Raw genomic sequence first — 14,947 nt, 5'->3', positions numbered from 1 at the left:
ACATTAATTTGCAATCTATCTCTTAAAAAAAAGAGGCTGCCAGTTTCTGGAAAGCCTCTTTTTATTTACAGCAAATCGTTAGCAAGATTCGCCAGCTCACTGCGTTCTCCTTTTTCGAGTTTCACATGGGCGTACAATGCGTGATGCTTCACCTTATCGATCAGATAGCTGAGTCCGTTACTTTGCGAATCTAGATATGGCGTGTCGATCTGGTGAATGTCACCGGTGAAAATAATCTTGGTTCCTTCTCCGGCGCGTGTGATAATTGTTTTCACTTCGTGAGGGGTGAGGTTTTGTGCTTCATCGACAATAAAGCAAATGTTGCTCAGACTTCGTCCGCGAATATATGCCAATGGGGTAATTACCAATTTTTCTTTTTCAAGCAGCTCATCAATTTGGGTGGCATCTTTGTCGCCAAATTGATTTTTAATAAATTTCAGATTGTCGAAAAGTGGCTCCATATATGGGTTTAGCTTGCTCTTAATGTCACCCGGCAAAAATCCAATGTCTTTGTTGCTGAGTGGAACAATCGGGCGTGCAAGGTAAATCTGCTTATACAATTTTTTTTGTTCCAATGCTCCGGCCAGCGCCAGCAGCGTTTTCCCGGTACCTGCAACGCCCTGCAGTGTAACTAATTTAATTTCGGGCGCCATGATGGCATGCAGCGCAAAAACCTGTTCAGCATTGCGTGGCATGATCCGATACGATGCTTTCTTTTCTAATTTTTCGACGTTGCCTGTAATAGGATTAAAATAAGCAAGCACCGAATTTGTCGTGTTTCGCAAAATGAAATAATGATTGGGAATAGGTTTTTTTACACCTATTTCTTCAGGCAGACAGAATCCGTTTTGATAGATAGAATCAATGGTTTCTTTTGTCAATCCTTCAACCAATGTCATCCCGGTATAAAGACCTTCAACGTCTTTCACCTTGCCGGTTTCGAAATCTTCGGCAAGAATATTCAGCGCTTTGGCTTTCAGTCGCAGATTGATGTCTTTTGAAACCAAAATAACTTTGCGGTCTTTATATTTTTGCGAAAGCTTGATGGCCACATTAATAATTCGATGATCAACCTTATCGCTGTGATACAATTTGGTTGCGTCCGGATTGCTCGTTTCGTCCATGATAACAGTGAACATGCCGCGTGCACGCTCAATTTTTATCCAGTCGTTGATGGGCTGATTGTCCGACATTTTATCGAGAATGCGAATAAATTCGCGAGCTTCATAATTTTTGGTATCATTGCCTTTCTTGAAAGTGTCCAATTCCTCAAGCACTGAAATGGGCATGGCTACGTCATTGTCGTCGAAGCTGAAAATAGCACTGTGATTATACAATATTACCGAAGTATCAAGTACGAAAATCTTTTTCTGTTTTTGAGTTGTTTTTGCCATAGCAGCTGTGTTTTTTACAAATAAACGGTTTTATTGAACTGATGTCAAAACCTGGGGGCATTATTTTTTAACAATGCATGGTTTATTATCTCTATTGTTACTGTTTGATTGACGATTTTCAAAGACAAAGTATCGAAAAAAACGTATTTGAACATTGAAAATAAAACCTTTACTTTTGTCGTGTTATTGAAATTGAAATGAAAAAAATCAAGGTGGGGATAAACGGCTTTGGCCGTATCGGGAAAATGGTTTTCCGCATTCTGTTAAATCATCCGGAAATCGAAATTGCCGGAATCAATGATCCGATGCCGGAAAACTCGCTGTTGTATCTGATGAAATACGATACTGTTTTTGGGATGCTGAACGAAACTATTTCTGCTGGCGAAAATTCAGTAATCGTTGGCGGGCGCGAAATTCAGGTTAGCCGGGTTACTTCTCCTACCGAAATTCCTTGGAAGAAATGGGGCGTTGAAATCGTCATTGATTCAAGTGGCAAAAACAAAGACCGGGAATCGCTGCAAAAACACATCGATGCCGGAGCTAAAAAAGTAATACTTACTTGTCCGGCTGTGTCACCGGTTGATAAAACCATTATTATCGGAGTAAATGAAACTTTGCTGACAAAAAACGACAATATAGTTTCGAATGCTTCATGCACAGCCAATTGTGTTGCGCCATTGCTAAAAATAATCAATGATAAATTTGGTATCGAAACTGCATTTATGAATACGGTTCATCCGTACACCAATAATCAGCAGCTGATCGATTCGCCGCACAAAGACCTGCGCCGGGGCCGCAATGCGGGCGTCAATATTATTCCGACCTCTTCAACGGCCATCAAATGTGTGCTCGAAGTGATGCCGGAGCTTGGTGATCGCTTCAGCGGAATCGCTACCCGCGTGCCTGTGCCTGACGGAGCGCTTACTGAGCTTGTCATCAGACTAAACTCGCTTGTGACTATTACAGAGCTGAATCTGGCTGTGAGATACAGCTGCAGGACCAACATGAAGGGAATTGTGAGCTATTGCGAGGACCCGATTGTTTCGAGCGATATTATTGGCAATCCCAATTCCTGTGTCTTCGATTCTTTGGCTACAAAAGTATTGAATGGAAACACTGTCCAATTGCTGTCATGGTACGACAATGAATATGGTTATTCAAACCGCGTGGTGGACTTGATTTCGCTGATGTCAAATCAGAATTAAACAATCTTCCCTTTCAGCGTCGCCGTTGAACAATCCGTAATTATTGTTTTCACGAACGTGCCTGGAATCAGATTTTCAGCATCAAATACAACAACTTTATTTTGCCCTGTGCGGCCAAACATTTGTTTTTTTGAGCGTTTAGAACATCCTTCCACCAGCACTTCGAATGTTTTCCCAATATCGCGTTTGTTGTTTTGAAGCGAAAGTTCCTGTTGTACTTTTATTATTTCGGTCAGTCTTTCCGATTTGGTTTCTTCCGGAACATCGTCCTGCATTTTGGCAGCAGCGGTGCCATCGCGTTTGCTGTACTTAAACATGTAGGCGTAATAGAAATCTGCTTTTTTCATCAGTTCAATCGTCGCAAGGTGATCTTCGTCGGTTTCGCCACAAAAGCCGGTAATAACATCGGTGCTGATGGTAATATCGGGCATATGTTTTCGAAGCAAATCAATTTTTTTCAAATATTCTGCCGACGTGTATTTTCTGTTCATGCGCTGAAGAACCGCATCGGATCCAGATTGTACGGGCAGGTGCATCGATTTGCAGATGTTGTCGTTTTTCGCCATTATCTTCACCAGTTCTTCCGATAAATCTTTCGGATGGCTCGTGGCAAAACGGATCCGCATCATCGGAAATTCTTTTGCAACTTTATCAAGCAGGGCGGGGAAGCGGTATTCCGTTGAGTCTTCAATGACATGATAGGAGTTTACATTCTGCCCGAGCAGCGTTATTTCTTTGAAATTTTGTTCGGCCAATAATTTAATTTCGTGCATAATTGAGCTTGCCGGTCGGCTGCGTTCGCGTCCGCGCGTGTATGGGACCACGCAGTAACTGCAGAAATTGTTGCATCCGCGCATAATGGAAACAAATGCGGTGATGCTTCCAGTCTGAAAATGTTCCGGATCAATGTCTTCGTAGGTTTCGGTTGTACTCAGGATTACATCCGAAGCTTTTTGGTGCGATTCCACTTCTTTCAGAAGCTCCGGAAGTTTTTTGTAACTGTCGGGTCCGGCCAGAAGATCAACCCCAGCGAGTTTTTCGAATATGGTTTCATTCAATCGTTCCGCCATACATCCAATTATACCGACACGCAGATTCGGATTTTTTCTCTTCAGCGCCTGCAGCTGTCGTCCGCGTGCCAAAACTTTCTTTTCGGCATTGTCGCGTATGCTGCAGGTGTTCACCAGAATCAGATCGGCGCCTGCTGCATCGGTGCAAACATCGTAGCCTTCATCTTTAAGTATAGATGCAACAACTTCGCTATCGGCCACATTCATCTGGCAGCCGTAAGTCTCAATGTATAATTTCTTTCTCTTTACATTCATTTCACGGCAAAGTTACAAATATGAAAGTTTACGCAAAGCTTTAGAGACTGTCTAAAATAGTTAATTGTTGCGACATTCCACCGTTCCTGCAAACATCTGAGCTGAAAATTAACATTAATGCCGGAACATGGAACCGTCGTAACAATGCCAAAAACAACGGTTCCATGTCCTTCAGCTCCTACGTCGCTTTCGGACGGTGGAATGTTGTTTTTGCCTTCGACATCATTTTTAGACAGACTCTAAACCCCTAAAGAGAATTCATACCTTTAATTGTAACGGCTCAAAGGACTGAAAATCAGACAACAAGGAAATTAATTGAAAAGTTTTATGAAGATATCCCATAATTATTCATTTAATTTGCGGAAAATTTGAGAGAATGGCGAAGAATTTAGTAATCGTTGAGTCACCGGCAAAAGCAAAAACCATTGAGAAATTTCTTGGAAAAGATTTCCAGGTACTGTCTAGCTACGGCCATGTCCGCGACCTGCAAAAAGAAGATTTGAGCATTGATGTAAAAAACGGCTTTAAGCCCTTGTACATTATTTTGCCAGATAAACAGAAGATTGTCAGTGAGTTAAAGAAGCTTAGCAAACAGGCCGAAACCACCTGGCTCGCGACTGATGAAGACCGTGAAGGAGAAGCCATTGCTTGGCATCTCGCCGAAGCGCTGAATCTTGACATCAAAAAAACAAAACGCATCGTTTTTCACGAAATCACAAAAACGGCTATTCTCGAAGCTATTGAGAATCCCAGAAGTCTTGATGTAAATCTTGTCGATGCTCAACAAGCCCGACGGGTTCTTGACCGCCTGGTCGGTTACAGATTGTCACCATTGCTTTGGAAAAAAGTGAAACCAGCTTTGTCGGCTGGCCGTGTTCAGTCTGTGGCAGTTCGACTCATTGTTGAACGTGAAGATGATATCAATCAGTTTACGAGCACCTCTGAATTCCGCGTCAATGGCCTTTTCGAAGCCGGCAAAGATTCTCTGAATGCTGAACTCAATGAGCGTTTTGAGAATGAACGAGAGTCCATGATGTTTCTTGATAAAATCAAGGACAGCGCTTTTTCAGTTGGCAAGATTGAAATAAAACCCGGCACCCGCAATCCGGCACCCCCTTTCACTACTTCAACACTGCAACAGGAAGCTGCCCGCAAGCTCGGATTTTCGGTTTCTCAAACCATGACTATTGCTCAGCAGCTTTACGAGGCAGGACTTATCACCTATATGCGTACCGATAGCGTGAATCTGTCGAAGCTCGCCATTGGAACCATCAAGGAGGAAATTGAGAAATCGTTTGGTCCGGAATATTCCAAATCCAGACAATTTGCCACCAAGAGCAAGGGTGCGCAGGAAGCCCACGAAGCAATTCGTCCGACTTATGCCAGCAACCGCGAAATTGAAGGCCCGGCCGCTCAGAAAAAACTGTATGAGCTTATTTGGAAACGTACAGTTGCTTCGCAGATGTCGGAAGCCAAAATTGAACGGACCTCAATTCAGATCGATATTTCCGGAGCGCAGCAGTATTTTGTTGCCAGAGGCGAAGTGATTATCTTCGATGGTTTTCTGAAAGTCTATGAAGAATCACGCGATGATGATGCTTCGGACGAAGACAAAGGCCAGTTGCCAAAACTCAAAGAAGGTCAGAAACTATCTTCTCAGAATATTGTTGCAGAGCAGAGATTCTCGCAACAACCACCAAGATACAGTGAAGCATCGCTGGTTAAAAAGCTCGAAGATTTGGGTATTGGCAGACCGAGTACGTATGCACCGACCATTTCTACTATTCAAAGGCGCGAATATGTGATTAAAGAAAGCCGGCAACCGGTTGAGCGGAAATATATTTCGCTGGTGTTGGCCAAGGGAGCTATTAAAAGAACAGTTGAAACAGAAAAGTTCGGCAGCGAGAAAAACAAGTTGTTCCCAACTGATCTTGGTATCATTGTCACGAAATTCCTGATTGAACATTTCTTAAACATTATCGATTACAATTTCACTGCAAACATTGAGAAAGACTTCGACGAAATTGCCGATGGAAAGAAAAAGTGGAACGTATTGATTGCCAATTTCTACAAAGATTTTGACCCTCAGGTTATAAACATTGACAAAACAACCGGCAAATACCACGGAGAACGACTACTTGGTGTTGATCCCGCAACGAAGAAGAACGTATATACCAAACTCGGACCATTTGGTCCCATGGCGCAGATCGGTGAATCGACCGATGAGGAAAAGCCACGTTTCGCTGGCCTTCTGAAAGGTCAGACTATCGACGGAGTGACACTCGAAGAGGCTCTGGCACTTTTCTGTTTCCCAAAAATATTGGGTGAATCAGATGGTAACGAGGTGGTTGTATCGGTTGGCCGTTTTGGCCCCTATGTTCGCTTTGAAGGCAAATTCTATTCAATTCCGCGCGACATAAATCCGACTCAGGTCAATCTTGCCACCGCACTCGAAATTGTTGCCAATAAGCAGGAAAAAGACCGCAATAGTGTGCTGAAGACGTTTAAAGAAGACGCGGAATTGCAGATTGTTAAAGGCCGTTTTGGCCCCTACATCAAATATAAAGGCAAAAATTATCCACTTGGAAAAGGTCGGAAATACGATACTCTTTCGTGTGCTGAAATTCTGGAAATCGTAAAAGAGCATCCGGAAAAACCTGCCAGAAATCAAAAATCGGCCAAAGCTTCCAAAGCAAAGAAATTTGCCGTAAAAGACAAACCTGCCACAAAGAAGAAGGCGACGACTTCAACCGCGAAGAAAACAACCGCGAAAAAAACAACTACAGAGAATCCTACCGCTGAGAAAACTACCGCAAAGAAGACTACAGCGAAGAAAACTACTGCGAAGAAAGCGACAGCAAAGAAAACCACTGCAAAAAAGGCTACCGTAGCCAAAACAAAAACGAAATAAAAGATGGAAGAGCTGCAGCTGTATTTCGAGCCGGTTGATAGTTCAATGTTTCCGGAAAAATTTCTGCCAGGGCAGATTGGTGCAGGTGTTTCATTTAATCTTGGTGATGTCTTTCCAGATCCGGAAAACATTCAGATCGCCATTTTTGGAGTGCCGGAAAGCCGCAATTCGCAAAGTGAACGTGACTCCTCATTTGCCGCTGACGCCGTGAGACCTTACTTTTATGCCTTACAGAACCATTTTCCCAATGTGGCAATAGCTGATCTTGGAAATCTGAAGACCGGCATGTCGGTCGATGATACTTACGAGGCTGTGAGCGAGGTTGTCAGCATTTTACTGAAATTGAATGTTGTCCCATTGATGCTGGGCGGCAGTCAGGATCTCACCTATGCTAATTATCTCGCCTACGAGAAAAGAGGCCGGATCATCAACATCCTTTCTGTTGATTCCCGCTTTGATATTGGTAAATCGGAGGAGGCTTTTCATAATGAATCATGGCTCAATAAAATAATTTTCAGAGATCCGAATTTCCTTTTCAATTATTCCAATCTCGGCTATCAGACCTATATGGTTGAGCAGGAAGCCATTGCCTTAATGAAAAAACTGTTTTTCGACGGCACCCGCCTGGGTCAGGCAAAATCGGCTATGACAGAAACGGAGCCGCTGATACGCAATGCTGACCTGCTTTCTTTCGACATGTCAGCTATCCGGATCAGTGATTGTCCGGCATCGTCATTTCCATCGCCCAATGGTTTTAATGGCGAAGATGCCTGTCAGATTATGCGCTATGCCGGCCTGAGCGAAAAACTCTCATCAGTAGGAATCTATGAATTGTGCCCGGCCAACGACAGAGACGGCATGACTGCTCACCTGGCTGCCCAGATGATGTGGTATTTTATCGATGGTTTTGCCAGCCGCAAAGGCGACGACCCGCATTTGAATAAATCGGCATTGATGAAGTACATAGTTTCAATGCACGAAACACAGTCTGATATTTCGTTTTATCGCAGTCCTGTAAGTGACCGCTGGTGGATGGAAGTTTCATGTCCAAATAATTTATTCTCGAAATTCGAGAGACATTATATGGTGCCGTGCAGTTACCGGGATTATGAAGAAGCCATGCAGGAGATTCTGCCGGACCGATGGTGGCAGACATTTCAGAAATTTATGTAGCAAAATGTCTTGTATGTTAAATTATCGCTGATTTTTTCTTCATGTGGAAACGATTAGGCATACACATTCGTAATCTGCACCAGTAAACGCTTTCACGACAGTATTGTCATGCAATTCACATTCATTTGCTTTTAGTGCTGCAATGTTATCCGAAACGATGTTCAATAGTCGCTTATGCGGTTCTTTTAAATAGGTAAATCAAAAAACATTCATTAAATGAAACTAAAAAAAAGTTCTGCAGTATAAAATATTCATTAAACGATCGGAGTTATTTTCATTAAAGCCTTAAAACTTTTGAAAAAATATGAACAAAATGTTGCTGATATCAGAAAATCTTCGTTACTTTATGCACTTTTTGAAGGTAAGACAACCTAAACTTTTGATTATGAGGAAAAATTTACTTTTCCTGCTTTTAGTATTTCTGGCTTCTGGTGCGGCAAACGCGCAGCAGGATGCTCAGTTTACTCAAAACATGTTTAATCAGATGGCCATCAATCCCGGTTATGCCGGCAGTCACGACGCCATTTGTGCTACAGCACTCTTCCGCCAGCAATGGATGGGATTTACCGAAACGGTAAACAATGTGGAAAACAACGTTGCACCACAGACCATGTTGTTTTCGCTTCACAGCAATGTTGACCCGATCCATGGAGGTCTTGGGCTGGTTGTTTACAAAGATAAACTCGGCTATGAAGATAACATTGGTGTGAAGTTCGGATATGCCTACCGCATGCCTCTTAAGGGCGGAACCCTTGGATTAGGCATCATGGCTGGTTTTCTGAATAAGAAAATTGATTTTTCACAGTTTGTTGCTGTTCACGATAACGATCCTCTTATTAACAGCCAGGCTGTTGAGAGTGACATGGTATTTGACCTTTCTTTTGGTGCTTACTACAACAAACCTGGTGTTTTCTATGCAGGTTTGTCTTCCAGTCAGCTGATGCAAAGCCAGACAGATCTTGCCTCTGCCGTTACCACACTTGGAAGCCCGCAACTTAAACGTCACTATTACCTTACTGGTGGATATCAGTATCAACTGCCCAATAATCCTCAGTTCGAGCTGAGACCCTCAGTTTTCATTAAATCTGATTTGGCAAGCACCCAGTTCGATATCAACGCACTGATGTTTTATAACAGTCAGTTCTGGGGTGGTCTGAGCTATCGTACCCAGGATGCTGTTGCAATTTTGCTCGGCGCTCAGCCTTTCATTAATTCCGGAAACAGAAGTCTTGAGACCCTGGGCATAGGTTATAGCTACGATGTAACCACTTCTGCCATGGGTGGAGGAGGACGAAGTAGCGGTAGTCATGAGATCATGTTGAACTATTGCTTTAAAATCGTCATAACAATTCCCCCAGACAGCTACAGAAATGTGCGTTTCCTCTAAAAAGTTTTGTTTGTGAAACCTCAGCGATAAAAACTGCGTTAAAAAGAGATAGGTTTTATTAAATTTGCACCCATGAAGTCCAACCTCCAATTAAATATGAAGTACCTGACAGCTTTAGTGTTGCTTGTTCTGGTCATCACCAGCTGCGACACCTCAGATCGCGGAAATCTGGTGGGAGTCCAGGATCGCGAACCTTGGTATCAACCCGATCCGTATGGCATGCTTTTCATTCCGATGGGCAGCTATGTGATGGGTCAGAACGACCAGGACGTACCTTATAATCAGCTACAGACAGCCAAAACAGTGTCTGTCCAGGCTTTTTATATGGACGAAACAGAAATTACCAACAATGAGTATCGTCAGTTTGTTAACTGGGTACGTGACTCCATTGCACGTCAGTTACTCGGCGAACAAATCGAGGAGTACCTGATCCTTCAGGACCAGTATGGTCAGGATTTGGATCCGCCGTACCTCGATTGGAAAACCAAACTGAGGTATGACGATGATGATGAAACCGTTCGCGAAATTCTTTCGCAGATGTATCTGCCGGAACACGAGCAATTTTATCGTCGCCAGGAATTCGACAGCCGCAAACTGAACTTCCAGTATTACTGGATCGATTTCAAGGCAGCTGCAAGAAAAGACTTCCGCAATCCGCTCACCGACGCTCAGATCAAGAGCAGCGAAGATCCCGCTTCATTGCGCAACAGACCTCAGGGTTATAATGACCGCTCGGTTTTCATTAAGAGCGACATTATTAATGTATATCCTGATACTTTGTGTTGGGTGTTCGATTTCACCTATTCGTTCAATGAACCTATGACTCAGAACTATTTCTGGCATCCGGCATACGACCATTATCCGGTTGTGGGTGTCAACTGGAAACAGGCCAGAGCTTTTTCCATCTGGAGAACACAGTATCTGCACAACTATCTGAGAGGTATTGGACAGGCCATTGTTAATGATTTCAGATTGCCAACTGAAAGCGAATGGGAATGGGCTGCCCGTGGTGGTCTTGACCTTGCTAAGTATCCATGGGGAGGTCCGTATATCCGCAATTCCAATGGATGTTTTCTTGGCAACTACAAACCGTTACGTGGCAACTATCCTGATGATGGCGGCTTCCACACTCTGGTTGTTGGACATTATGCTCCAAACGATTTTGGGGTGTACGATATGGCAGGAAATGTGGCTGAATGGTCAAGCAATGCTTTTGATGAATCAGCGTATCAGTTTGCTCATGACTTGAATATGGACTATTCTTATGAAGCAAAAGACACTGATCCTGAAGCACTTAAGAGAAAAGTCATTCGTGGTGGGTCATGGAAAGACATTGGATTCTTTATGGAAGTCAGCTCACGCTGGTACGAATTCCAGGACACCGGTAAATCATATATTGGATTCAGAAACGTTCAGACTTATTTGGGCCGCATGAAGGGTGATGGTCCAAGCTCGTCAAATGTTTACAGATAAAATCAAAGGGTCAAAAATCACAACAAGTCAAATTTTTTAAAAAACAGGTTATGGGTATTAAACAAATTGTTGAAAGTAAAGGGTACAAAAACTTCATGTCTAAGCTTTATGGCTGGGGCGCAGCACTTGTAATCCTAGGTGCTCTGTTTAAAATTATGCACTATCCTGGTGCTGGTCTCATGCTTTTGATTGGTATGGGTACCGAAGCTCTCATTTTCTTTGCGTCTGCTTTTGAACCAATGCACGTTGAACCGGACTGGAGTCTTGTTTATCCTGAACTTTGGGGAATTTATCACCCCGAAGAAGCTGAAAAACTCGGCTGGGAGCCAAGAAAATCCGATGCTACCGGAAAAACTGTGACACAGGAACTTGACCAAATGCTTGCTGATGCCAAGATCGGTCCTGAACTTATTTCAAGTCTTGGTGAAGGAATGAAAAATCTCAGCGTAAATGCTGGAAAACTTTCAGGTGTTGCTGACGCCGCTGCTGCTACCGATGGTTTTGTAACCAATCTTGGTGCTGCTGCAACAAGCGTTTCAGGTCTGAAAGATGTTTATGACAAAACAGCTCACTCACTCAGCAAAACTGTAGGTGTTAATGATGAATTTGTTGAAACTGTTAAAGCTGCTGCTAACAATGCCAACGAAACTGCTGGTTCATTCAAGGCAGTTGCCAATGCAATCAACACTGATGTTGCTGCAACCGAAGAATATGTGAATAGTATTAAAGGTGCTACCAATGCTGCTCACGCTCTCGCTCAGAAATATACCTCGAGCGCTGAATCACTCACCAAATCAGCTGAAGCTATTGATTTCAGTGCAGTGGATGGAAAATCCTATGGTGACCAGATCCAGCGTATTACTAAAAACCTGTCAGCGCTCAATGCAGTTTATGAATTGCAGCTGCAGGGTGCCAATGTACAGGTTGAAAAAGCCAATGCTATGCAGGAAAGTCTCGGTGCTTTTGTCGAAAATGTTAATCAGACAATGGGCGCTCTGAGTTCTTACAAAGATCAGGCAAACGTTCTGTCGAAAAATCTTGCTGCCCTCAACACCGTTTATGGCAACATGCTTTCTGCAATGAATGTTAACCTCAACAAGTAATATAAGGTATATTGTCTAATCATTTAAAGAAAGGGTAATTTATGGGATCAAAGAATTGTCCGGAAACCCCGCGTCAGCGAATGATTTCGATGATGTATCTGGTGTTGACCGCTATGCTTGCTCTCAACGTATCGAAAGATATTTTGCAGGCATTCACAGTGGTGAACGACAGCATCGTCGAAACCAATCGCATTTTCAAGGCGAAGGTTGATGGAAACTACACTATGTTTAAGCAGGCCTATGCTTTGACTCCTGGCAAAGTCAAGGAAAACTATGATAAGGCGCTGTCTGTGCAGAAAGAAGCCGACGCTCTGGTCGCTTTTATTGAGCAGGTGAAATGGGATATCATCGGGCTTGTTGAAGCTAAAACGCCTGAAGAAATCAAAGCATTGGAGCAAGGTGCTCTTAAAGACGGCAAAAGCTTTCTGGCTGATATAAACGGCAAAGACAATTATGATATACCTCATCGCTACTTCTTCGGTGATTCTGATAAAGGCGAAGCCGGGACGAAAGTTGGAGAATTAAAGGAAAAAATCGTAGCATTCAAGAAAAAGATGACCGATCTTCTTGGACCAAAATACGCTAAGAATGTGAATCTTGGACTTGAAGTCGAGAAAGATTTTCCTACTGTTTCTGGCGAAGGTACTGCCAGCTGGCAGGTAACCAATTTCTATCACACCATTTTGGCAGCCGATGTTGTTATTCTCAACAAAACCATCCTGGAAGTCAGAAATGCTGAAGCTGACGTTGTAGCACAGTTGTACGCTATGATTGATGCTGAAGGATTTTCTTTTGATAAAGTAGAAGCAAAGGTTATTGCGAAAAGCAATTATGTATTAACTGGTAGCGAATACGAAGCGGAAATATTTGTTGCTGCATATGATTCAAAAACGCAGCCAACGATTCTTCTTGGTTCAAGTGCTGATACCATTACTAATGAAGTGGCTGGAAATGTCACCACTATTGAAGGTAAAGATGGTGTTGGTATTTACAAAGTGGGGGCTGGTTCCATTGGCGAACAAAAGTATGGTGGTGTTATTGAAGTTACATCCAGAAATGGTGTGACAACAAAATACCCGTTCAATGCATCATATTTTGTTGCTCAGCCTTCTGCTACTGTTTCTGCAGACAAGATGAACGTTTTTTATATTGGTGTTGACAACCCTGTAACTGTTTCAGTTCCTGGTGTTGCAAACGAAAAAGTTCGCGCGAGCATTTCAAATGGTTCCATGAGCCCGACCGGTGGCGGAAAATACAATGTCCGTGTGACTGGTGGCGCCGAAGCTGTTATCAATGTTTCAGCAGACATGGACGGAAGTTCACGTCCGATGGGATCGACTAAATTTCGTGTAAAACCTATCCCAACACCAATTCCAAAAGTGGCCAACAAAATTTCAGGAAACTTCACGAAAGCTGAAATCCTGGGATCTCCATATGTGTTGGCAGTTCTCGAGAATTTCGATTTTGACCTTAGGTACACTGTCGTATCTTATCAATTTGTTTATAAGAATGCTGCTGGTGACCTTATCAATATGGCCGGACAGGGTTATATGCTGAGTGCTCCAATGAAAACTATGATTCAGAATTCGCGTCGTGGTGACCGTTTCTGGGTTGAAGACATCGTTGCGGCCGGCCCAACCGGAAATAAGCAGATCGGATCTGTTACAATTAGAATCACTCAATAAAGATTGAATTATGAAAACGCTGTTTGTCTCTGTGGTTGTAATGCTTGGGTTTACCCTCGCATCTCTGGCTCAGGTATTTGATACTCCTCCGGACAGAGTCTGGGACAAGGAGTACTATCCTGACCGTGTTGCGGTTCCGTATCCGCACCTTCGGAAAGCCGATGTTTTCTTTGCAAAACGTGTCTGGCGGGTCATTGATCTTCGTGAGAAAATCAATCATCCACTCTATTATCCTATTCAACCAACCAACGGCCGTATCAGTCTCATGAGTTCTATTCTCAAAGGGATTGAAGAAAACAGTATTACTGCTTACGGAGCTGTAGACGATGAATTCAAATCTCCGATGTCGCCCGAAGAAGTAAAAGCTGTTCTTGTCAAGATAGACACTTTGAAGGACCGATTCGACCCATTTACTGGGGAGCAGTTGCCTGATACAATTATTCCAACTCCGTTCGACGTTGCCTCTGTCACTATGTTTCGCGTGAAAGAGGACTGGATATTCGACAGACAGCGTTCTGTAATCGAATGCCGAATACTTGGTATTTGCCCGCTTCGCGAGGAATATGACCTTGAAGGAAACCTTAAAGGTACTCGTGCCGATTTCTGGATCTATTTTCCGGAAGCACGCAATGTGCTTGTTAAAAACGAGGTTTTTAACCGCTTCAACGATGGTCAGCGCCTGACTTATGATGACTGGTTCTTCAAACGCCTTTTTGGTAGCTATGTTATTAAGGAAACAAATGTGTACGATAGATATATCGTGTCATATGCTGCAAACCTTGACGCATTGCTGGAGAGTGAAAGAATTGAAAACGACACCTTTGTGTTCGAACACGATCTCTGGGAATTCTAAAATTCAGCGATTTTAATATTAAGCTGCTCTCTTTTGGGGGCAGCTTTTTTTTATCCCAAATTGAAGTTGCAGCCATACCAAAGGCGTGCTGCATTCCAATTTTTCCTGACTTCGCCACTGGGACACCCATGTTTTTAAGTAAATTTTTGAGGAAGGTATTCAATGAGACAAATAGAAACGAGTAATTGATTACTATGGATTTTTCCTGACCTGCAGCGCAGGTCAAACAATAATAGCCCGGCCATTCTGGCCGGGTAAAAGATAGAATAAAAACCGACCTCGGAGAGGTCGAATAAAACGAAATATTGAAACAATGTGTTTTAAAAACAGGTGGATTGGACCTTGTCAGGGTCCTGTTTTTGTGCTTTTTTACATCCGGCTAAAGCCGGATGCTATTATTGTTTGACATCCTCCGGACGTCAGTATTGTTTTAGGAAT

Annotated in this window: 10 protein-coding genes; 8 read left to right on the top strand and 2 right to left on the bottom strand. The window is 43.1% G+C overall.

Annotated features, from left to right (window positions below; all coding sequences use genetic code 11):
• Positions 1–65: 65 nt before the first annotated feature.
• Complete coding sequence (locus A2W93_07900) at positions 66–1,394, bottom strand: phosphate starvation-inducible protein PhoH (protein ID OFY55538.1); 1,329 nt, start codon at positions 1,392–1,394, stop codon at positions 66–68.
• 197 nt (positions 1,395–1,591) lie between these two features.
• Here A2W93_07900 and A2W93_07895 point away from each other — a divergent pair, with 197 nt between their 5' ends.
• Positions 1,592–2,599, top strand: a complete 1,008-nt coding sequence (locus tag A2W93_07895) for a type I glyceraldehyde-3-phosphate dehydrogenase (protein OFY55537.1) — start codon at positions 1,592–1,594, stop codon at positions 2,597–2,599.
• On the opposite strand, the gene A2W93_07890 is transcribed toward A2W93_07895, so the two are convergent.
• Complete coding sequence (locus A2W93_07890; GenBank protein ID OFY55536.1) at positions 2,596–3,924, bottom strand: tRNA (N6-isopentenyl adenosine(37)-C2)-methylthiotransferase MiaB; 1,329 nt, start codon at positions 3,922–3,924, stop codon at positions 2,596–2,598. The two genes, A2W93_07895 and A2W93_07890, sit on opposite strands and share 4 nt — an antisense overlap.
• A gap of 376 nt (positions 3,925–4,300) precedes the next feature.
• On the opposite strand from A2W93_07890, the gene A2W93_07885 reads away from it, so the two are divergent.
• The 7 genes from A2W93_07885 to A2W93_07855 all read left to right on the top strand — a co-directional run bounded on the left by A2W93_07885 (position 4,301) and on the right by A2W93_07855 (position 14,509).
• Positions 4,301–6,835: a DNA topoisomerase I gene (locus A2W93_07885; protein OFY55535.1), complete on the top strand. Its 2,535-nt coding sequence runs from the start codon at positions 4,301–4,303 to the stop codon at positions 6,833–6,835.
• A 3-nt stretch (positions 6,836–6,838) separates the two neighbouring features.
• On the top strand, positions 6,839–8,008 hold the full coding sequence (locus A2W93_07880; protein ID OFY55534.1) for a hypothetical protein: 1,170 nt from the start codon (positions 6,839–6,841) through the stop codon (positions 8,006–8,008).
• A 304-nt stretch (positions 8,009–8,312) separates the two neighbouring features.
• Positions 8,313–9,395, top strand: a complete 1,083-nt coding sequence (locus A2W93_07875) for a hypothetical protein (GenBank protein ID OFY55533.1) — start codon at positions 8,313–8,315, stop codon at positions 9,393–9,395.
• A 96-nt stretch (positions 9,396–9,491) separates the two neighbouring features.
• Positions 9,492–10,868: a gliding motility-associated lipoprotein gene (locus tag A2W93_07870; GenBank protein ID OFY55532.1), complete on the top strand. Its 1,377-nt coding sequence runs from the start codon at positions 9,492–9,494 to the stop codon at positions 10,866–10,868.
• Between the two features lie 50 nt (positions 10,869–10,918).
• Positions 10,919–11,971: a hypothetical protein gene (locus A2W93_07865; GenBank protein OFY55531.1), complete on the top strand. Its 1,053-nt coding sequence runs from the start codon at positions 10,919–10,921 to the stop codon at positions 11,969–11,971.
• A gap of 41 nt (positions 11,972–12,012) precedes the next feature.
• Positions 12,013–13,656, top strand: coding sequence for a hypothetical protein (locus A2W93_07860; protein OFY55530.1), 1,644 nt, complete (start codon positions 12,013–12,015; stop codon positions 13,654–13,656).
• Positions 13,657–13,666: 10 nt separating this feature from the next.
• A complete protein-coding gene (locus A2W93_07855; GenBank protein ID OFY55529.1) occupies positions 13,667–14,509 on the top strand; it encodes a hypothetical protein in 843 nt (280 codons plus the stop codon).
• Positions 14,510–14,947 lie beyond the last annotated feature (438 nt).

It is taken from the genome of Bacteroidetes bacterium GWF2_43_63, assembly GCA_001769275.1.
In the GTDB taxonomy this organism is placed as follows: Bacteria; Bacteroidota; Bacteroidia; order Bacteroidales; family DTU049; genus GWF2-43-63.
This window is presented reverse-complemented; position numbering and strand designations above follow the sequence as displayed.

What these genes read in the sequence shown, in the direction of transcription:
- A2W93_07900 (OFY55538.1), bottom strand. Translation starts at nt 1,394, where the DNA reads ATGGCAAAAACAACTCAAAAACAGAAAAAGATTTTCGTACTTGATACT.
- A2W93_07895 (OFY55537.1), top strand. Translation starts at nt 1,592, where the DNA reads ATGAAAAAAATCAAGGTGGGGATAAACGGCTTTGGCCGTATCGGGAAA.
- A2W93_07890 (OFY55536.1), bottom strand. Translation starts at nt 3,924, where the DNA reads ATGAATGTAAAGAGAAAGAAATTATACATTGAGACTTACGGCTGCCAG.
- A2W93_07885 (OFY55535.1), top strand. Translation starts at nt 4,301, where the DNA reads ATGGCGAAGAATTTAGTAATCGTTGAGTCACCGGCAAAAGCAAAAACC.
- A2W93_07880 (OFY55534.1), top strand. Translation starts at nt 6,839, where the DNA reads ATGGAAGAGCTGCAGCTGTATTTCGAGCCGGTTGATAGTTCAATGTTT.
- A2W93_07875 (OFY55533.1), top strand. Translation starts at nt 8,313, where the DNA reads ATGAACAAAATGTTGCTGATATCAGAAAATCTTCGTTACTTTATGCAC.
- A2W93_07870 (OFY55532.1), top strand. Translation starts at nt 9,492, where the DNA reads ATGAAGTACCTGACAGCTTTAGTGTTGCTTGTTCTGGTCATCACCAGC.
- A2W93_07865 (OFY55531.1), top strand. Translation starts at nt 10,919, where the DNA reads ATGGGTATTAAACAAATTGTTGAAAGTAAAGGGTACAAAAACTTCATG.
- A2W93_07860 (OFY55530.1), top strand. Translation starts at nt 12,013, where the DNA reads ATGGGATCAAAGAATTGTCCGGAAACCCCGCGTCAGCGAATGATTTCG.
- A2W93_07855 (OFY55529.1), top strand. Translation starts at nt 13,667, where the DNA reads ATGAAAACGCTGTTTGTCTCTGTGGTTGTAATGCTTGGGTTTACCCTC.